Source organism: Prevotella sp. HMSC073D09, assembly GCF_001814145.1.
GTDB classification, from domain to species: Bacteria; Bacteroidota; Bacteroidia; order Bacteroidales; family Bacteroidaceae; genus Prevotella; species Prevotella conceptionensis.
The window spans coordinates 1-19,099 of sequence record NZ_KV815097.1; the positions used below are offsets into that span (position 1 = coordinate 1).

Sequence of the window (19,099 nt, forward strand, 5' to 3'; positions counted from 1 at the left end):
TTTTCAATTAGATACATTTTAGAAATCATCTTGCACTGTGTTTTGCACCATATTGCAGTGCGTTTTGCACCAAAACGCACTGCATTTTGCGGCATATTGTACTGCAATTAGCAACAATTAGCCCCAAAAATGGGGTAAATGACGGCTATTTTAAATAAAAATTCATTTTAACAACATCTACAACCAACCTCGTTTTGCATGAAAACAAACCTTCACGAGAATCGAATTTTTGCGACAAGCTGAGCGGTTGGTGACCAAATAGGGCACTCATAGTGTTAAAATTATTACCGAAAACCAGACAAAAACAATCTTGCTATGTACACGCATAGGGGCAACGGCACGGAAAGCACGTACGCTTACGGCCGCCAGCGCGAGCGGTTGCAGTACATGCTGCTCACGGCCAACAGAGACCACATCACGTAACGCAGAAGTAATCTGCCATTGGACAGTCTGTTTTCAACTTGCTGTCTATGCACCACCAAAGAATAAGATAAATCTGCATAAACAGCACCTAAAAAATACAGGGGATGCTGTTTTTGGAGCCTGCTCAGAAAGATTGAGAGATGCCATACAAAGAACAATTGGCGTTAAAATCGTTCATATTTTCCAAATAATTATCCATTACGCGCACTCTTCTAGGCATTGACAGCGAAAAATCGCTTACGCAGTTGACTATTAGCAGGATATTTTGTATTTTTGCCTTGGATTACAGCATAACACATGAGCAGCAAAATAAGGATTAAGGATATAGCAAAGATGGCCGGCGTGTCGGTTGGAACAGTAGACAGGGTACTTCATGGCCGTCCAAACATTTCGAAAATAGCAAGAGAAAAGGTTGAGAAGGTGTTGGCCCAGATTAACTACCAACCCAACATGTATGCCAGCGCCTTAGCCTATAACAAGTCGTACACGTTTTATCTCCTCGTTCCACAGCACGAATCGGAGGCCTATTGGGAAGAGATTGAAGAGGGAGCAATGAAAGCAGCCGAGGTGAGACGCGACTTCCACATCAACGTAGAGGTGATGTACTACGACCGTTTCAACGTCGAAACCTTCGTAAACCAAGTTAACCATTGCCTCTCACTCAATCCCGACGGCGTAATTGTTGTGCCTGCCCAACTAGAAAATACGCGCCCATTCACAGACAAACTGCACGAACGCAACATCCCATTCGTGATGCTCGACTCGTACATGCCCGACCTTCAACCGCTCTCCTTCTATGGTCAAGACTCACTGGCTAGTGGATATTTCGCTGCAAAAATGCTCATGATGGTTGCTTACAACGAAAGCGAAATAGCAATTGTGAAACAAACCAAAGACGGAAAAGTGGTAAGTAAGCAGCAAGAAAACCGCGAAACAGGGTTCAGAACGTACATGAACGACCATTTTCCACAAATAAAAATCACCGACGTGAACTTGCCTTTGGAAACGGGTAAGCACGAATACGCCGACATATTGGAAGATTTCTTCACCCAAAACCCACAAGTGCACCATTGCATCACCTTCAATTCGAAGGCACATATCGTAGGCAAGTTCCTACTTCAAACCAACAGGCGCAACGTGCGGATAATGGGTTACGACATGGTGGGCAAGAATGCGGAGTGCCTTAGACAAGGCAGCATCTCGTTTCTCATTGCCCAACACGCCTACATGCAGGGCTATGCCTGCGTTGAAACACTGTTCCAGGCCATCGTACTTAAAATGGAGGTCGACCCCATTAACTACATGCCCATTGAACTGCTCACAAAAGAGAACGTAGACTTTTATCGCCGAACGCAACTCTAAAGCTGTAGACCGACAAACGCATTCGAATTGGGCCACAACCATAAAAGCTTGGCAGTGCCACAGCACCAAAGCACACCGTAAGGAAGATGCGCTAAAACAGAGAAAGGCGCAACAAGCAACGACATTGCCTGCAAACCCAAACAACACGGCGTTGCAAACGAGCACAACACTGATAACAACACGGGGCTAACAAAAGAGGTGGAGGACAAGAAAAGCCACTCTTCCCCACCCCAGCGAAACACCCCCTATGCACCAAGCTGTTGCAAACCAACGTTTTCGTTAAGCCAAGTGAACAATGTCGAGCTTGCTCGTACATAGTCATGGCGAGAAAACACACTTTTAGAGGAACGAGAAAAGAACGTTTTCGTTAAGCCAAATGAACCATGTCGAGCTTGATCAAACATTGTCATGGCGAGAAAACGCACTTTTAGAGGAACGAAATAGAACATTTAATTAAATGTCCACAAGCGAGCGGCAGGATAACAAGAACGGCAAAGAAAGGGTTACATTAACCCACAGCAAACCAAACAACAGACATGCAGCATATTTCAAATAAGAAAGGATTATTGGCTTTAAGTCCGCTATTCGTGTTTATCGTGATGTATCTCGTCACGTCTATCGTAGCGGGCGACTTTTATAAGATACCCATTACGGTGGCTTTCATGATTTCGAGCATGTATGCCATTGCCACTTCGAGGGGCAAACCTTTGGCCGAACGGATAAACGTGTTCAGCAAAGGGGCCAGCACCAACAACATGATGCTGATGTTGTGGATATTTGTTTTGGCTGGTGCCTTCGCCAATTCGGCCAAAGAGATGGGCAGCATTGATGCCATGGTAAACTTCACGCTCAATGCTCTTCCAAGCAACCTGTTGCTTCCTGGCATCTTCCTTGCGGCCTGCCTTATCTCGCTTTCTATCGGCACAAGTGTCGGAACCATTGTGGCACTCACCCCCATTGCCGTGGGCATTGCCCAAAGCACGGGCGTTAGTCTTCCACTTATGGCCGGAATAGTTGTGGGCGGTTCGTTTTTCGGCGACAACCTATCGTTTATTTCCGACACCACCGTGGCCGCTACCAACACGCAAGGCTGTCGGATGAAAGACAAGTTCCTTGTGAACATCTACATCGTTTTGCCTGCTGCCCTTGCCATTGTGGCCATTTACACGTTCTTGGGCTTTGGCGTTGCAAGCACGCATGCCCCTTCAAGCATACAATATCTCAACATCTTGCCCTATGTGTTGGTTATCGTTACGGCCATTTTTGGAATGAACGTGATGGCCGTACTTACGCTTGGCATCGGCATGACGGGCATTATCGGCATTTGGAACGGTGCCTACGACCTCTTCGGGTGGTTCCATTCGATGGGCGAAGGCATCGTGGGCATGGGCGAACTCATCATCATCACCATGCTGGCAGGTGGCCTTTTAGAGATTATCCGCATGAATGGCGGTGTAGATTATGTCATCAACAAGCTTACGGCACGCATCAACGGCAGGCGCGGAGCAGAGGGAACTATCGCCCTGCTCGTTGCATTGGTAGACGTGTGTACGGCCAACAACACCGTGTCTATCCTCACTGTGGGCGGCATAGCCAAAGATGTTTCGCAGCGTTATGGCGTAGACAGTCGCAAAAGTGCCAGCATACTCGACACCATGTCGTGCTGCATTCAGGGCATCATCCCTTACGGTGCGCAACTACTTATGGCGGCAGGCCTGGCTAAAATCAATCCTGCGCACATCGTGCCATATCTCTATTATCCCTTTGCCATTGGCCTAGCCACCATCTTGGCCATTGTTTTCAGATACCCCAAAAAGTATAGCTAACAACAACTAGCGATGGATGTCATAAAGAGAAACTTTTTCGCCTTGCTGCAAACGGGGGCATTCGGCAAAATGCAACATGTTGAACCCATGTCGGCTTACAAATGGCGCAAGTTGTTTGCCATGATGGGTGTTCACGATGTGTTGCAGTTTGCTTTGGCGGGTTACACTAAGCAGCAATACCAAAACGTGCGCCATATTCCCCAACCCATCCTACACGACTTGAAATCGCATCCGCAACTCTCCTTGGACGAGACCTACGCTAGTTCCCGACTGTCGAACAAGTTCTTGAACAATCGGTTGAAAGCCATCAGAGAAGGCGAGCCACATGCGATGGACACATCTATCGAAACGTTGCATGTGCTCAATATCATCGTACATAATGTGGAAGACACGCTTAACAAGGGCGTTGTGCTAAGGGGTATCGTTGATTTGGGCATATATCTCCGGACAATGGGCCATAAGGTAGACTTCGTCAAGTTGGAGAGTTGGCTCAACAGGTTGCACATCGAAAGCTTGGCACAATTTCAAGGCAGCATACTTATACTGCTCTTAGGTTTCGAGGAAGATGAAGTGCCATTCACCAAGCGCATAATGGGCGATGCCGAGAAGGCCACGCTCAAATCGGTTGAACGTACTGCAAAAGACACAAGCGAAAAGTGGGACTTTAAACAAGACAAATCGCTGTGGCTGCACGCCAATTCGGGAGCCATTAAACAAAGCATGAGACGCAGCTTTCACTACCTTTTGTATGCACCGATAGAGACAATCAGCAACCTTACCTATAAATTTGCTAAAAATCTTTCGGAATTGGAAGAATAATGCGTTTATAATACCGCCACTCTAACTACTTTTTGTAACTTTGCATCTATGAAGAAATTACTTATCGTTTTGGCATGCGCATTATGTCCGTTTGGGGCTAATGCCCAAGAAGGATACTACATACAATGCGAAGACACTTGCAACCACATACACGGCATAGACATCAGCCATTATCAGGGACAAGTGTTTTGGGAAGTCATCGGCGAAAACTCGAAGATGGCATACGTGTACATCAAAGCCTCCGAAGGTGGCGACCGCATCGACCCTAGGTACGAACGCAACATACAACTGGCTCATCAATATGGGCTGAAAGTGGGTTCGTACCACTTTTTCAGGCCCAAAACCAACCTCACTAAGCAATTGGAGAACTTCATGACACAATGCAGGCCAGGCGACCAAGACCTTATACCGATGATTGACGTAGAAACGAAGAGCGGATTGTCCACATCCGAATTCCGCGATTCGCTTACCAAATTCATCACGCTTGTGGAAGAGGCGTATAAACAAAAGCCGCTCATCTACACCTTCACCAACTTCTACAACGCCCACATGCAAGGCGCGATAGACGGATATCCATTGATGATTGCCCAATACAACGCCGTCGAACCCGAACTTAAAGACGGACGCGACATCACCATGTGGCAATATACAGGCAAGGGACGGATTAACGGTATCAACGGATTTGTAGACAAAAGCAGGTTTCTTAAGAACCACGGCTTGCGCGAAATACGTTTCCACCACTAACCAATTATCATCAAACAATACATAAAAGGAAAACAATATGGCAATGATTAAATGTCCGGAGTGCGGTCATGTTATTAGCGACAGAGCTCCCTCGTGCCCTTCATGCGGCGCGAAAATCGAAAACGAAGTTGTTAAATGCCCCGTTTGTGGTGAGGCCTACTTTAAGGAGCAGGCCGAATGCCCCCACTGCCACCACCGCACGGCAAATGTTTCGACCATGGAAAATGAACACCCCAACAACGTTGTTCCCCCTGCGCCACAGTCTCCTTCGACAGGCGTAGCAGATACCAACGTTCCTCAACAGCCGTCTAACAATGCGTATGTACAACCAACGGTTACCCCTGTTGCTGCTCAACAGCAACAAAACGTATATGGCAGCAGCCAAGGCATGCAATCGCAAGCCAGCCAACCTGTAAACAACGCCTATCAAGGTCAACCTGTACAGCCAACGCAACAACAAGGCGGTTATCAGGCTCAACCGGCACAGCCTACACAGCAACAAAGCGGCTATCAGGCTCAACCGGCACAACCCACTAATGGACCTCAGTCGCAGTTTGGCAACCCCCAACAGCCTCAATACGGACAGGTTCCACCACAAACGCCCCCTCCCGGCACTCAGCAACCGCAAAATAAGAACATCTTAACCATTGCTCTCATCTCGGTTGTTGCGTTGCTCTTCATTGGTCTTGGCGCATACTTCTTTTTTGGTTCATCTGGTAACAAGGAGCAACAGGCCTACGAATACGCCCTTAACAGCAACGACCCAGCTGTGCTTGAATCGTATCTAAACAATTATAGAGATGCAGACCCGATGCACCGCGACAAGATTAGCCAACAGCTAGCCCAACTTAAACAAAGCGAGCTAGACTGGACTAACACGATGGTGAGTGGGTCGAAGACGGCTTTGGCTGATTATCTAAGCAAATACCCTAACAGCACACACAAGGCAGAGGCGGAACGCAAGATAGATTCGCTTGACTGGTTGGTGGCTAAAAAAGCCAATACGGCAGAGGCCTACAACCTATATGTTACCGAACATCCCAACGGCGTATATATTGACGAGGCTAACAATAACTTGAATGTGGCCAAAACCAAGAACATTACGCCGAAAGAAAAAGAAATGCTAGCTTTGGTGTTCCGCAGCGTGTTCCGTAGCATTAACGACCGCGACGACGAAGGGCTCACTTCTAACTTCAGCGATTTCCTAAGTTCGTTCCTTGGAAAGAGCAACGCCTCGAAAAGCGATGTCATTGCTTTCCTCAACAAAATTTATAAAGACGACATCACGGCTATGGAATGGCGCGCCAACAACGACATGAAGATTACAAAACGTGAGATTGGTATCGATGAATACGAATATAGCGTTGACTTCTCTGCAAAACAAAAGATTGAGCGCGAAGACGAGGACCAAGAAACAGAGGCTAACTATCGCATTAAGGCGAAAGTGAACCCCGATGGAAAGATTACAGAACTGAACATGGTTAAGGTGATAAAGTAAATACGCAACCACAACTCACTTTGTCTGCCATGCCTTGACCTGTGTTTATCGTTAAACGATATCGGTTAACTGCCTTTCATATAATATCCCCACCTTTGGTTAGGGTTACCATCCCTGCGCCAGAGTGGGGATATTTTTATGCAGAGGTTAAACCCGAGTCGGTCTTTAGACCGCTTATCAAATATCTGAAGTTGTTTCCATTGTTTCTATTGTTTCTATTGTTTCTATTCATCTTTCATTTGCTTGTTGACCCTATTTCCTGTCTTAGCCTCTAGACGTAACCCGTCATGCCTCCTAGAATAAGGCCCGCAATAGGCCCATGCAACTTAAAACGCACAAAAAAGGTTCTTCCGGAATTTGGTGTGATATCGTTTAAAATCTAATTATCAATACCTTTTTGTGAGCTCTATTCTTTCACATCGCTTTATTTACTGAATATTAAAGAATATAAAGTGCTAAAATAAAGACTACAAAATCTATACTTAGCTTACATGGGCTATCCATACTACAAAGAACCTATGTTTAAGGGTTTACAATACTTATTTATCAGCAGGTAGCCTGAAAAAATAACCATTAATCTTCTGTTGACCCCTTTGTGGCAGGTTGTAAGGGGTCAGTGATTTAGACCTTTGCAGCTTAAAACGCATAAAAAAGGCGCACCAAAGGTGCGCCCGTTCTCTCATTTCACTTTACGTAGAAATTACATGTGAGCTGTTGAATCGTTAGCAGCGGTGCTGTCGTTAGCAGCAGTGCTGTCTTGAACGTTAGCGGTGTCATTAACCGTGCTGTCTGCGTTAGCAGCAGGAGCGTTCTTCTTATCATTGCAAGATGCGAAAGATACAGCAGCGATAGCTACGAAAGCCAAAACTAATTTTTTCATTTTCTTTGCTTTTTAAATCTGTAAAACAATCATTTGTTTATTAAAACATTGCAAAGGTAAACATTTTTCCAATACGACGTATCGTTTTTTAGCATTATTTTTCAACTAATTCTGTAACTTTTCTATATATTACTGTATATCAACTCCTTACAGAATAGTTAAAAATCAGCCTAATACGTCCAATTTAAGCAATTTTGCTCATCTACTAGACATTTTACTGCCTTTTAGTGAACGCCTAGCCGTGCATGTGTGCGTCCACAAACGAAAGAGGGAGCAAGTCTTTGATTGACGAAAGCTCAAAAATACGATTTTCGCCATAAAGAAGAATGCGGACAGGCTGCTTATAACGGTCTTCCATTTCCAACACTACCTGCCTACACGCGCCACAAGGGGTGATTGGTTCGGAAAGAAAACCCTTCTCGTTGCGTGCGGCCACTGCCATAGCAACGATGGCCTGCTCTGGACATCGCGATTGGGCTGCAAAGATGGCCGAACGTTCGGCACATAAGCCCGACGGAAAGGCTGCATTCTCTTGATTGGCACCTATAACCACACTTCCATCGGCTAACAAAAGGGCTGCACCCACATAGAACTTCGAATAATTGGCGTAGGCATTATTGGTGGCCAGCTTGGCTTGTTCCAGCAAATGGCGGTCTGCCTCGTTCATTTCATCGAATGCAAATTCGCGAACGCGAATGTTAAGGTCTATTGTTCTCATAATATATATTGTCTTTTTTGCTTTTTACTCTTTATATTCGTACGCCCCCAAGTCGGGTTTAGCGTCGCGCGCCACACCTCGCCTGTCGATGGGCAATGCCCACAATGCGTTACCCGCATCTATCGCCCCACTACCCTTCTTTAATCTGAAATCGTAATAAAGGTTTTTCTCATCGAACACCGCAAACGTGTTGCGGGGCGATAGGGTTGTGTCCGAAGCGTTCTCGTAAGTAACGTTCTCAAACTTCGCATTCGTGTAGGGTACTTCCAATTTGGGCATTCTAATACGACAGTCTCTAAACGTCATCAACAGCCCCTTATCCTTTTCTTCCTTCCCCAGCATCAATATATCGTTGGCATAACCAGTTAAAAGGCTGTTCTGTACCACCAAGTTTATCAGCGGATACTTGTTGAACGTTACCCACAAAGCTGCGCCCCGGTTAGCACCGAAAGGGTAAAACTGAGCCAAGGTGCAATGCGTTAGCGATACTTTTCCGCCGTTTATGCGCACACAATCGTTCTGCGTGTTGGATATTTGGCAGTTTTGCATCTCTATCTGGCTATTGTCCGCCAGCACTCCAAAGCCTTGGCAGTTGTGTATTGTTACAGCTTTCATGGTTAATTTTGTTTTGGAAACGTCCGACGAATCAACTCGCAAGCCGTCGAAAGAACTATGGAGGTCCATGTTTTCAAATTCGTTGCCATACGAATACTCGTAGATACGCACGCCAGCCCATTGCCCACTTACACGGTCGTAAGGCAAATAGCTAAACATCTTGTCCAACCTGTCGCCGCGCAACACTACGTTGGCCTCGGCTGTTCCCTTAACAAGCAGTCGGCCATAGACGTCAATCCCAGCCTTATCGTGAAAAAACAACCTCGTTCCAGGGGCTAAAGTAAGCGTTGCCGCACTGTCAACTCGTATTTTACCATAAACAATGATAGGACTTTCGCCTGTCAACGTAGTATCTCGCCGTATACGAAGATTGCTTACCGAGCGCGCTTTCCAACTACGCGCACGAAGTAACACGCGTTGTTCCATACCGCCCGGCTGACTAAACACCAATTTGTCTTCTATCAGCTCCAATCCTTCCGACGTTGCCTTTGGAGATGTCAGCTCAACAAAAACGCGTATGCTATCATTCTTGTGTACTTCCAAATTATTCGTTTGAAATCCCGATTCGGCACTTAGGTATGTGCCGTCTACATTCACCCGATAACCTTGTTGATTGCCGCCAGCCAAGCGCACACTAGACAGTCGCACGTTGGCACCCGAACGGTTGTACACCCAAAAGGTACGTGTAGACGTGGGAACATTGGCAAATACGGTGTCCATATCAACCGTATCTGTTGAGAAATGGAGGGGCGAAACCGAAGAAGATGTGGTGAAATCGTCGTCGGAACACGAGAACAATAAACAGAATATCGAGATAATAAAACAGGCGTACTTTACTTTCATACTGTTAATAACGTGTCACAAACAAATATATTGCCGATAAACGGGAAAAAGAGTGCGCAACCAGACTATGAGAGTAAGCACGCAAACAAACCAGTTACCTATTCTTTTTCCTAATATACCACTGGTGCGTAAAGGCCACATACAAGCCGAAAGCCAAAATAAGGCATACTAACGAGGCCGACAATGCTAGGTGAAGGTCTTCGGCAAAGAAGAAGTAGCCTACGAAAAGGCCTGCCGCCAGGCCGCTTTCCCATCCCAACATGTAGGTGCTTACAGCCGTTCCACGCTGACAATGCTTGCTCAGCTTAATGAAAAAGAGCAAGAAACGCGAACCGATAAGTCCAATGCCAAGTCCTACAAACACGGGTGATATGTAGTTAACTATCATCTGTTTGCGTGTTAAAATCATCACCAAAGCCGCAGCAATGAGTATCGAACCTGCCACTACCTGACTTTTTAGGTCGGCATCTACAAAGGCAAAGCGTTCGGCCAGCAAAGCAACCGCAAAGCCCACCATCACCATAGCGTAAAACATAGCAGTGAATTGCGTGGACATAAGTATGCCAACCGACAGGCAAATGAGGAAGAGATTGAGGAAAAGCCACTTCGCCACGGGTAGGAAAAAACGGTCGCCACTAATCTTTTTCACACCGTCGTCGGGCGTGCGAAAGGGAAATTTCACCGTGGCAAGCAGCATATAAGCAGCCAAAGCCAAAGCAGCACTGGCCAAAATAGGACTGAAAGTGGTGCGAGCAAAGACAATGCTAAGCATTGGGCCGAGCGACAAAGCAAAGCGTCCGAACCATGCAGAGGCGTGGTTGGCCTCGGTACGCTGAAAGGATTCGCTCTTATCTATAATCAACGTGCTAGACAATATCATCTGTACTAGGCCAAAACCGGCACCCAGTACAAGGCGAAGGAACAACAACACGCGGTATTGCAACCACGACTGATGCAGCTCGCGCTCAACAAGCCAACAGCCTAGCAAGGCCAAAAACACCAAGGCAATGGCCCAAAGACAAACCCTGTTGCGGCGATAACGCTGAACAAGCCAGTTGCAAAAGCCGCCCAAAAGAAACAATCCGATGCCGTAAACGCCCATTACAATTCCCACGCCTTGTTGGGAAAAACCAGCCGACCCCAACATCCAAACAGGCAAAATGGGTATGAGCATATAAACCGACATGGTTATAAGCAAGTTGGTAATGGCCAAAATCCAAAAGTCGGCGTGCCAAAGACTGATGTGTACTGGGGTGTTTTGGGTGTCCATTGCTTCGTTGTTAATTGATAATCATGAAGTGGAGGTGAAGAACACGAACGTTAATAGTTGGCGCATTGAATGCCCTTACATGTAACTTAGGTCAATACGACTCGTCAACAGAGGGGAACGTCGCTGCCTTAACGTCGGTGATGTAGGCCTGCACAGCATCGTTCATCTGCTGCGCAAGATGGGCGTACTGCCTTAAAAACTTAGGTTTGAAACCCTGCGTAAGGCCAAGCATGTCGGCATATACAAGAATTTGGCCATCGGTTGCATGGCCTGCACCTATCCCAATCGTGGCGCACGATACGCGTTTTGTTACCTCAGCGGCTAAATCGGCAGGCACTTTCTCCAAGGTTATGGCAAAACAGCCGGCATTGTCCAGTGCCACGGCGTCCGCAATTAGCTTTTCGGCCTCGGCCGTTTCTTTTGCCCGAACGCCATATCCGCCAAACTTATGCACGCTTTGTGGCGTCAGTCCGAGGTGTCCAATAACGGGTATGCCGATGTCTACCAAATGTTTAATCGTGTCGGCAATTTCCTTTCCGCCTTCCAGTTTCAAGGCATCCACACCTGTCTCTTTCATCATTCGCACGGCATTGGCCACGGCCAAGTCTTTTGAAACTTGATAAGTACCAAATGGCATGTCGCATACAACGAGGGCGCGATGCACGGCACGGGCAACACTTCGGGCGTGATAAATCATTTCATCGAGCGTAATGGGCAAGGTGTCGGCGTTTCCTGCCATCACGTTAGAAGCCGAGTCGCCCACTAAGATGCCGTCTATTCCAGCCCCGTCAATAATCGTTGCCGTGGTGAAATCGTATGCAGTGAGCATAGAGATCTTCTCGCCTTGGCGTTTCATTGCCGCAAACTGGTTTGCAGTTACCTTCTTTATGTCAGTGTTTAAATAGCCTGCCATGACGTTCTTTCATTTTCAATTAAATGGAGTTAGAGCCTCGCCCCAACTCCATTTTGCCATATCTTGTTATAAATTTAGGGCAAAGTTAAGCATTATTATCCATATCTGCAAATTGTGTTTGTTAAAGACACGGCACACGAAGCACTTGTGGAAAGCATTTGATGCAAGTCTTCATCTGTTGTCAAAGCCTGATGTCAGACACAGCCGTGATAACCATTTCCACTTCTTCGTCTGTCATCGCTGGGTTTAACGGCAAGCTTAACTCTTCGCTATGTATGCGCTCGGTGATTGGTAGAGAAAGATCCTTCCACTCGGAATAGCACTGTTGCTTGTGGGGCGGAATGGGATAATGAATGATGGTCTCGATGCCGCGCTTGTGTAATTCGTGCTGCAACAAATCGCGCTTGACGCATAGCACAGGGAAAATGTGGAACACGTTGTTAGCCAAATAGTCCTTGGTGGGCAAGGTTATGTTTGCATTTCGGATGCCGTCAACATACTTTTCAGCGATGGCCACGCGCCGTTTGTTGTCTTGGTCCAGCCATTTTAGTTTCTCGCAAAGCACTGCGGCCTGCACTTCGTCCATCCTACTGTTCTGTCCAACGTAGTCGAACACATATTTCTTGCTCGACCCATAGTTGCCCAATGCCCGCACAATGTTCGCCAACTCTTCATCGTCAGTGGTTACACAGCCGGCATCTCCCAACGCACCGAGGTTCTTACCCGGGTAAAAACTGTGGGCAGCCGCATGGCCTACACTGCCTGTCCGCCGTTCATTCCATAGGCAACCATGAGCTTGTGCATTGTCTTCTATCATCAAAAGTTGATGTTCTGCGCAAATGGAAAGCAACTCTTTGGTAAAGGCACACTTGCCGTATAGGTGCACAACAAGCAGTGCTTTGGTTCGCACACCCATGTGTTTTGCCATTTGTTGCGCATCTATTTGAAACGTATCAGGATGAGGTTCGACCAAAACTGGCACCAAACCGTTAGACGTTATTGAGATGATTGAGGCGATATACGTGTTGGCTGGCACTAGTATCTCATCGCCATGATGCAACAAACCTTTTTCAATATAAGCCTTGAAGATAAGCGAAAGAGCATCTAATCCGTTTCCGCAGGCCACACAATGCAACGTACCGATGTATTGGGCATAGGCCTTTTCGAAAGCCTTTACCTCGTTACCCAACAGATACCAACCACTATCCACCACGCGGCGAACCACTTCTTGCAGTTGCTCGCGGTGCTGGGCGGTGTATCGTTGAAGGTCGAAATACTTTAACATGACATGAAAGGACACTTATACATTAATTACATATAACATCGAACAAAGGTGTGCAGACACTTGAAAACGACGTTAGTGCGGAGCCTATGGCACCCATTCGTAGGTGTCGTAACACACGCCACGCCCTCCAAAGCCTTCCTTTTGGAAGATAAGCGGTTCGTTTAACCGTCGTCCGCGGTCTTCGGTAGACTTGCCAAAGTCGAAAAACGGCTTGTCAATAAACACTTCGTCGATGAGATAACGAAACAGAAGGTCGAGCGCACCAACGGCTTTTCCCTTGGCCGATGCAGATATATATTGCACATGCACTACGCGTGGCATAACGTAGACCACAGTTCCTGCAACCATTTCGTTGTCTAAATAGGCCGCATAAAGGCGGATGTGGCGAGAGAAAAGGTTTGCCAACATCGTTATTTCGGTAAGCGAATGCACAGGGTTAACGGCGTATCGCTGTTGTAAGTTGGCAGATAGTATATCCCAAAAAGCGGCGAAATCGTTGCAGGGCATAACTTCTACACCTGCTCTTTGGGCCTTTCGCAGACAGTCTTTTCGCGACTGACTGAAGGCCAACTTATTCTCTTGCGAGATAGTAGAGGATATTTCGCGAGCTGTTAGGCGGGCATTGCAGACATTGAAAAGCGCATAAAGGTCTTCTTCGGCAGGCAATTCATGGTATATCCACGGCACGGGGCGATACACAACGCGTGTTATTCCCGCATTGCGTAACCATGCATTAAGGCATTCGAACACCTGCATCACCTTAACCGCCCTACCCTTCTTGTCGGTTATCAGTCCGCCGTAGGTCAACCCACTATGCGAAGTCACGCTCCCATCCCTTTCTTTATTGAGCGGCAAAAGAGCCACCAAAGATTGCTTATGGAATATAAGAAGTGAGAAATCGGTGAACCTTTGGCGATGGTAGTCCATATAATCGCGCAGGAAAAGGAAGGTTCCGTTTCGGCTTTTGCGAACAAAACTATCCCATTGGGTTTTCAGTTCAGGCGTATATCTAACTATTTCGTACATTCAAAAATTGCAGGATGGGTATTAAAGCCAATATAAAACACGATGCAATGCACCGCTATTTTTTATCTGCGAGATACCGAAGAAAGTCGTCGTACTCGCGAATATAGTCGTCTTCGTCGAACGGTTCGGATGCTAAAACCAAACAAACCGCCCCAGAAGAGAAGTCGTCGAGCGTTCGCCACACGTCTGTATCAATAAGCAAACCTTGATAAGGATGGTTAAGCAACACAGTTTTTTGCTCTTCGCCGTTGTCTACCGTTACATGGAAACTACCACTAAGGGCGATAAGAACCTCCTTGCACAACTTGTGCGCATGCCCTCCGCGGCATTCACCGGCAGGCACATCGTAAACCCAATAAGCGCGTTTTATGGCGAATGGAACATCTGTCAATGTCTGCGCCACAGTGAGATTACCACGCGGATCGGTTATCTTGGGAAAGTCTATAAGAGCTGTGTTCAAGTGTTTCATTTTTTGTTTATCAAACCTTTAAGCATCTGCCATTCGGGTGTTACAGCCAACCTACGCAAGTCGATGGCTATGTTTTCGGCCGTTTGGGTGTCTGTTTCGTTCTTTGCCTGTGCCAATTGGCGTAACGTAAGCCTTGTTTTACCGAACAGGCCATAAAAAGAAATTAGCCGTTGTTCGTTCAAGGTGGGCAACAGTTGGAGCAAATGTTCAACATAATGCCCCACCTGATGACTCACCAACTTGGGATTTTGGCCAAAGCTGATGAGAAAGCTATGCAACTCTGTACTAATGCTATCCATTAACGGTTGCCGTACATCTCTTCGTAATACTTTTGATAATCACCGCTGGTTACTTCGGCAATCCACTCCTGATTGGCCAAGTTCCACTCGATGGTCTTAACGATGCCATCGGCAAACATTGTTTCGGGATACCAGCCCAGTTCGTTTTTAATCTTCGTTGGGTCGATACCATAACGTTGGTCGTGTCCCAATCGGTCGGCAACATACGTAATCAGATCTTCGTTTATCCAGTCGGTGCGTATCTCTCCATTAGCATCCAATTCTTGTTTTTTAAGCACGTGGCGAAGGTCTTTGTTGCCGTCCATCAGTTGGCGAATGGTCTTAATAATCAGTTTCACAATGTCGATGTTCTTCATTTCGTTGTGTCCGCCAACGTTATACACCTCGCCAACGCGCCCTTCACGTACAACAAGGTCGATGGCCTTACAATGGTCTTCAACGTAAAGCCAATCTCTAACGTTCTCGCCTTTGCCGTAAACGGGGAGTTTCTTTCCTTCTATAATATTGTTGATAATTAGCGGAATAAGTTTCTCGGGAAAATGATATGGACCGTAATTGTTTGAGCAACGTGTGATGCTTACGGGCATGTGGTAGGTGTCGTGGTAAGCCATGACAAACATGTCGGCACTAGCTTTCGATGCACTATATGGGCTATGAGGGCACAAAGGCGTAGTTTCCATAAAGTAACCAGTATCTCCTAGCGAGCCATAAACCTCGTCGGTAGATACTTGATGGTAGCGTTTGCCGGCCTTCCATGTGGGATAACCCGTTTCGTCTTTACCCGTAACCCAGGCCTTACGCGCCGCATCCAGCAGGTTTTGGGTGCCAAGAATGTTTACCGAAAGAAACAGCTGTGGGTCTTCGATGCTGCGGTCTACATGACTTTCTGCGGCAAAGTTAACCACATAGTCGATGTCGTTGTCGGCAAAAAGACCGTTAACCAAGTCACGATCGCGTATGTCACCACGAACAAACACGCAGCGTTTGTCGTCGATGTTGTTCTTTATCGTACCCAAATTGCCTGCGTATGTAAGTAGGTCTAGTACAATAACTTTGATGTCTTCGTCCTGGTACTTCTTTTCCAAGAGATACTTAATGTAGTTGGCGCCGATAAAACCAGCCGCTCCTGTTACGAGATAGGCTTTCATATAAAAATATATTTATCTGTTTTTATTATTGTCTGATAATGTTATTACTTCACAATCGGTGAATTTTTCACCCTCAATAGTAAGCCTAACGAGTGTTCGTTCCTTGTGGAATCCCGATATGCCTGCTGCTCCGGGGTTGATGTGTAGCATGTTCAACGTCTTATCGTATTGTATTTTCAAGATGTGCGAATGCCCCGCAACGAATAGTTTAGGCGGACTAGCATAGAGTGTGGCCTGTATGCGCGGGTCGTAATGCCCTGGATAACCGCCGATATGAGTCATCAAAACGTCTACATCCTCTACCTTAAAGCGTAATCGCTCTGGGTATAGGCGGCGCAGGTCGCCACCATCTATGTTGCCATGCACAGCCCTTAGCGGCTTAAAGGCGGCCAAACGCATGGAAACTTCCAACGAACCGATGTCGCCTGCATGCCAAATCTCGTCGCATTCGGCAAAATAGGTCAAGTACCTGTCGTCCCAATAGCCGTGGGTGTCGCTCAAAATACCTATTCGCCGCATTGCTTAGAAAACTTTGTTTCAATAAATTGACCAAGGAAATCGGCCGTGCCCTTTATTCCCAAGATGGAAGAATTGATGCAAAGGTCGTACGAGAACCCATGCCCCCACGTCTTACCCGTATAGAAATCGTAATAGGCGGCTCGGCGTTCGTCGCCTTCGTGAATGATGGCGGTAGCCTTTTTCTCGTCGCATTGCTGGCGTTGCATCACGCGTTGAATACGCTCTTCGAGGTTTGCCGTTACGAAAAAACTAATAATACGTGGAGCATCACGCAGAATATAGTCGGCGCACCTACCCACGAACACGCAATTGTCAGCCTCGGCAGCCTTGATGATGGCCTCGCTTTGAAACTTGAACAACGTATCTTGCGACAGCTCGTTTTGGAACATGCCGTGTTCTCCGCCGATAAGTGGAAGATTATAACGGAAGAAACTTTTGCTAAACGCCTTCTGCTCATCGTTGCGTTCGAAAAGCCGTTCACACAGTCCACTTTCTTTTGCAGCTAGGTTCAACAACTCGCCATCATACATCTTATAACCCAAGTGTTGTGCCAGCAATGAGGCAATTTCCTTGCCGCCACTGCCAAGCTGTCTGCCCACTGTTATGATAATATTCGAAGTTTCCATTGCTATAATGTCTTTTGTTTGTTGATTTTGCGCATAAACAAGACCATGATAACGGCTGTTACTAAGGCCGACGTGGTATCGGCAACGGGCATAGACCACCACACACCGTCTACACCATAAAGTGTAGGCAGCACCAAGAGCAGCGGAATTAAGAACACCAACTGCCTTGAAAGCGAAAGGAAAACGCTTATCTTGGCCTTGCCGATGCTTTGGAAGAAGTTGGCGATAACCATTTGATAGCCGATGATGGGGAAAGACATCATCGTTATGCGCATGGCATGCACCGAAAGGGTGATGAGCGTTTGGTCGGATGTGAAGAGCCTAACGCACTGTTCGGGAAAAAACTCGCCTACCACAAAGCCCGTTGTGGTTACGCATGTGCCGCAAATTACGGCGTATTTCAACACGCGCATCATGCGGTCGAACTTCATCGCTCCATAATTGTAGCCTGCAATGGGCTGCATACCTTGGTTAACACCGATGGTTACCATCACGAAGATAAAGGCAATGCGGTTGATGATGCCGTAGGCACCAACAGCCATGTCGCCCCCATGCGACACCAAACTGTTGTTGATGATGATAACCACAAAGCAAGCGCACACGTTCATGGAAAAGGGAGACATGCCAATGGCAAGGATATTCTTGACCAAACGACTGCGCAAACGGTATATTCCACGCTTGAAGTGTATAAATTCAGACTTGTTGCTGAACATCACCAACTGCCATATCAGGGCAAGCAACTGAGAAAGCACCGTGGCATAGGCGGCTCCACGTATGCCTAGTCCTAATGGCCAAATGAAGATGGGGTCGAGTATGGCATTGATTATCACCGTGAAGATGGTCATATACATAGACAATTGGGGCTTGCCTGCCGCCCGTTGCAGGGCATTAAGACCAAAATACAGGTGCGTAACAACGTTACCAAGGAGGATAATCTCCATGTAGTCTTTGGCGTAAGGCAGCGTTTGGGCACTCGCCCCAAAGAACATCAGGATGGGTTCGAGAAACAAAAGGCTGATGATGGAGAAACAAACGCCCGTTATGATGTTTAACATCACAGTGTTGCCGAGTATGTTTTGGGCGGCTCCATAATCCTTCTGGCCTAGCTTTACGGAAAGCAAACTAGATGCCCCCACTCCTACACCCGCGCCAAAAGCCGTAGAAAGGTTCATCAGCGGAAAGGTAATGGCAAGTCCAGAGATAGCCAAAGCACCAACGCCCTGCCCAATAAAGATACTGTCAACCATGTTGTAGAGCGAGGATGCCGTCATGGCAATGATTGCAGGGACGGCATAGCGCACAAGCAGCTGCCCCACTGGCTTTGTACCTAACTCTAATGTTGCTTTCTGATTATCCATCAATATAATTCGGTTTATCCTGCAAAAGTACTAATTATAGCTGGTTTCCACAAATTACCTGCTCATTATTACCAACTTTCTAGTTGGCAACGCACTTGTAGTAGCTGTTTAATGGTGAAACAGGCTTTTAAACCCATCTTCTCGTTAACTGGTCTATTCGTTGGCTTGTCAACTGGTTAACTCGTAAACGGTCTACTCGTTAGCTTGTCCACTCTCGTTGGTTTGTCAACCCGTTAACTGGGCTACTCGTTAACTGGTCAACACGTCAACCTGCCAACTCGCTAACTTGTCAACGCCCCAACTTGTCTGTTTCTGTCCACTTTTCAGCATAAATTTTAACGTTATGAGTACCCTTTTCATTCACCAATCGCTCACCTAGCCGCAAAAAATCGATTCTCGGGAAGGCTGGTTTTGATGTCAATGGGGGTTAGCATGTGAATGCTGCAAAATGAATTTTT

18 protein-coding genes are annotated in these 19,099 nt (G+C 46.8%); 5 read left to right on the plus strand and 13 right to left on the minus strand.

Annotated elements, in window-relative coordinates; genetic code table 11:
- Positions 1–720 precede the first annotated feature (720 nt).
- The 5 genes from HMPREF2955_RS08315 to HMPREF2955_RS08335 all read left to right on the plus strand — a co-directional run bounded on the left by HMPREF2955_RS08315 (position 721) and on the right by HMPREF2955_RS08335 (position 6,672).
- Positions 721–1,785 carry a LacI family DNA-binding transcriptional regulator gene (locus tag HMPREF2955_RS08315; RefSeq protein WP_070722586.1) on the plus strand — a complete coding sequence of 355 codons (1,065 nt, stop codon included), beginning with the start codon at positions 721–723 and terminating at the stop codon, positions 1,783–1,785.
- Positions 1,786–2,321: 536 nt separating this feature from the next.
- Positions 2,322–3,611: a Na+/H+ antiporter NhaC family protein gene (locus tag HMPREF2955_RS08320; RefSeq protein WP_070722588.1), complete on the plus strand. Its 1,290-nt coding sequence runs from the start codon at positions 2,322–2,324 to the stop codon at positions 3,609–3,611.
- A gap of 12 nt (positions 3,612–3,623) precedes the next feature.
- Entirely contained in the window at positions 3,624–4,430 is an 807-nt protein-coding gene (locus HMPREF2955_RS08325; RefSeq protein ID WP_070722590.1) for a hypothetical protein, read from the plus strand.
- Positions 4,431–4,478: 48 nt separating this feature from the next.
- Positions 4,479–5,174 (plus strand): glycoside hydrolase family 25 protein, encoded by a 696-nt coding sequence (locus HMPREF2955_RS08330; protein WP_070722592.1) that lies wholly within the window; start codon positions 4,479–4,481, stop codon positions 5,172–5,174.
- 37 nt (positions 5,175–5,211) lie between these two features.
- On the plus strand, positions 5,212–6,672 hold the full coding sequence (locus HMPREF2955_RS08335; protein WP_070722594.1) for a zinc ribbon domain-containing protein: 1,461 nt from the start codon (positions 5,212–5,214) through the stop codon (positions 6,670–6,672).
- Between the two features lie 700 nt (positions 6,673–7,372).
- Here HMPREF2955_RS08335 and HMPREF2955_RS08340 read toward each other — a convergent pair.
- From HMPREF2955_RS08340 to HMPREF2955_RS08400, 13 genes are all read right to left on the minus strand, one after another.
- Positions 7,373–7,552, minus strand: a complete 180-nt coding sequence (locus HMPREF2955_RS08340) for a PG1828 family lipoprotein (RefSeq protein WP_019188460.1) — start codon at positions 7,550–7,552, stop codon at positions 7,373–7,375.
- 235 nt (positions 7,553–7,787) lie between these two features.
- Positions 7,788–8,270: a cytidine deaminase gene (gene cdd, locus HMPREF2955_RS08345; protein WP_019188461.1), complete on the minus strand. Its 483-nt coding sequence runs from the start codon at positions 8,268–8,270 to the stop codon at positions 7,788–7,790.
- A gap of 24 nt (positions 8,271–8,294) precedes the next feature.
- The gene (locus tag HMPREF2955_RS08350) at positions 8,295–9,728 is read right to left on the minus strand and encodes a right-handed parallel beta-helix repeat-containing protein (protein WP_070722596.1); all 1,434 of its coding nucleotides are present in this window, start codon (positions 9,726–9,728) and stop codon (positions 8,295–8,297) included.
- 94 nt (positions 9,729–9,822) lie between these two features.
- On the minus strand, positions 9,823–10,998 hold the full coding sequence (locus HMPREF2955_RS08355) for an MFS transporter (protein WP_070722598.1): 1,176 nt from the start codon (positions 10,996–10,998) through the stop codon (positions 9,823–9,825).
- 91 nt (positions 10,999–11,089) lie between these two features.
- On the minus strand, positions 11,090–11,911 hold the full coding sequence (gene panB, locus HMPREF2955_RS08360) for a 3-methyl-2-oxobutanoate hydroxymethyltransferase (protein WP_070722601.1): 822 nt from the start codon (positions 11,909–11,911) through the stop codon (positions 11,090–11,092).
- Positions 11,912–12,092: 181 nt separating this feature from the next.
- Positions 12,093–13,196 (minus strand): DegT/DnrJ/EryC1/StrS family aminotransferase, encoded by a 1,104-nt coding sequence (locus HMPREF2955_RS08365; protein WP_070722603.1) that lies wholly within the window; start codon positions 13,194–13,196, stop codon positions 12,093–12,095.
- An 84-nt stretch (positions 13,197–13,280) separates the two neighbouring features.
- Positions 13,281–14,222 carry a GNAT family N-acetyltransferase gene (locus tag HMPREF2955_RS08370; RefSeq protein ID WP_070722604.1) on the minus strand — a complete coding sequence of 314 codons (942 nt, stop codon included), beginning with the start codon at positions 14,220–14,222 and terminating at the stop codon, positions 13,281–13,283.
- A gap of 55 nt (positions 14,223–14,277) precedes the next feature.
- On the minus strand, positions 14,278–14,691 hold the full coding sequence (locus HMPREF2955_RS08375; protein WP_070722605.1) for a sugar 3,4-ketoisomerase: 414 nt from the start codon (positions 14,689–14,691) through the stop codon (positions 14,278–14,280).
- Positions 14,688–14,990 (minus strand): histidinol dehydrogenase, encoded by a 303-nt coding sequence (locus HMPREF2955_RS08380; RefSeq protein ID WP_070722607.1) that lies wholly within the window; start codon positions 14,988–14,990, stop codon positions 14,688–14,690. The genes HMPREF2955_RS08375 and HMPREF2955_RS08380 overlap by 4 nt, the downstream gene beginning before the upstream one ends.
- On the minus strand, positions 14,990–16,138 hold the full coding sequence (gene rfbB, locus HMPREF2955_RS08385) for a dTDP-glucose 4,6-dehydratase (RefSeq protein WP_070722609.1): 1,149 nt from the start codon (positions 16,136–16,138) through the stop codon (positions 14,990–14,992). The genes HMPREF2955_RS08380 and rfbB overlap by 1 nt, the downstream gene beginning before the upstream one ends.
- Before the next feature lie 12 nt (positions 16,139–16,150).
- A complete protein-coding gene (locus tag HMPREF2955_RS08390; RefSeq protein WP_070722611.1) occupies positions 16,151–16,657 on the minus strand; it encodes a metallophosphoesterase family protein in 507 nt (168 codons plus the stop codon).
- Positions 16,645–17,283: a cytidylate kinase-like family protein gene (locus HMPREF2955_RS08395; protein ID WP_070722613.1), complete on the minus strand. Its 639-nt coding sequence runs from the start codon at positions 17,281–17,283 to the stop codon at positions 16,645–16,647. Before HMPREF2955_RS08395 ends, HMPREF2955_RS08390 begins: the two co-directional genes overlap by 13 nt.
- A gap of 2 nt (positions 17,284–17,285) precedes the next feature.
- On the minus strand, positions 17,286–18,641 hold the full coding sequence (locus HMPREF2955_RS08400) for an MATE family efflux transporter (protein WP_070722615.1): 1,356 nt from the start codon (positions 18,639–18,641) through the stop codon (positions 17,286–17,288).
- Between the last annotated feature and the right edge of the window lie 458 nt (positions 18,642–19,099).

Bases quoted from the DNA above. Each gene is read 5' to 3' on its own strand.
- HMPREF2955_RS08315 (WP_070722586.1), top strand. From the start codon at position 721: ATGAGCAGCAAAATAAGGATTAAGGATATAGCAAAGATGGCCGGCGTG.
- HMPREF2955_RS08320 (WP_070722588.1), top strand. From the start codon at position 2,322: ATGCAGCATATTTCAAATAAGAAAGGATTATTGGCTTTAAGTCCGCTA.
- HMPREF2955_RS08325 (WP_070722590.1), top strand. From the start codon at position 3,624: ATGGATGTCATAAAGAGAAACTTTTTCGCCTTGCTGCAAACGGGGGCA.
- HMPREF2955_RS08330 (WP_070722592.1), top strand. From the start codon at position 4,479: ATGAAGAAATTACTTATCGTTTTGGCATGCGCATTATGTCCGTTTGGG.
- HMPREF2955_RS08335 (WP_070722594.1), top strand. From the start codon at position 5,212: ATGGCAATGATTAAATGTCCGGAGTGCGGTCATGTTATTAGCGACAGA.
- HMPREF2955_RS08340 (WP_019188460.1), bottom strand. From the start codon at position 7,552: ATGAAAAAATTAGTTTTGGCTTTCGTAGCTATCGCTGCTGTATCTTTC.
- cdd (WP_019188461.1), bottom strand. From the start codon at position 8,270: ATGAGAACAATAGACCTTAACATTCGCGTTCGCGAATTTGCATTCGAT.
- HMPREF2955_RS08350 (WP_070722596.1), bottom strand. From the start codon at position 9,728: ATGAAAGTAAAGTACGCCTGTTTTATTATCTCGATATTCTGTTTATTG.
- HMPREF2955_RS08355 (WP_070722598.1), bottom strand. From the start codon at position 10,998: ATGGACACCCAAAACACCCCAGTACACATCAGTCTTTGGCACGCCGAC.
- panB (WP_070722601.1), bottom strand. From the start codon at position 11,911: ATGGCAGGCTATTTAAACACTGACATAAAGAAGGTAACTGCAAACCAG.
- HMPREF2955_RS08365 (WP_070722603.1), bottom strand. From the start codon at position 13,196: ATGTTAAAGTATTTCGACCTTCAACGATACACCGCCCAGCACCGCGAG.
- HMPREF2955_RS08370 (WP_070722604.1), bottom strand. From the start codon at position 14,222: ATGTACGAAATAGTTAGATATACGCCTGAACTGAAAACCCAATGGGAT.
- HMPREF2955_RS08375 (WP_070722605.1), bottom strand. From the start codon at position 14,691: ATGAAACACTTGAACACAGCTCTTATAGACTTTCCCAAGATAACCGAT.
- HMPREF2955_RS08380 (WP_070722607.1), bottom strand. From the start codon at position 14,990: ATGGATAGCATTAGTACAGAGTTGCATAGCTTTCTCATCAGCTTTGGC.
- rfbB (WP_070722609.1), bottom strand. From the start codon at position 16,138: ATGAAAGCCTATCTCGTAACAGGAGCGGCTGGTTTTATCGGCGCCAAC.
- HMPREF2955_RS08390 (WP_070722611.1), bottom strand. From the start codon at position 16,657: ATGCGGCGAATAGGTATTTTGAGCGACACCCACGGCTATTGGGACGAC.
- HMPREF2955_RS08395 (WP_070722613.1), bottom strand. From the start codon at position 17,283: ATGGAAACTTCGAATATTATCATAACAGTGGGCAGACAGCTTGGCAGT.
- HMPREF2955_RS08400 (WP_070722615.1), bottom strand. From the start codon at position 18,641: ATGGATAATCAGAAAGCAACATTAGAGTTAGGTACAAAGCCAGTGGGG.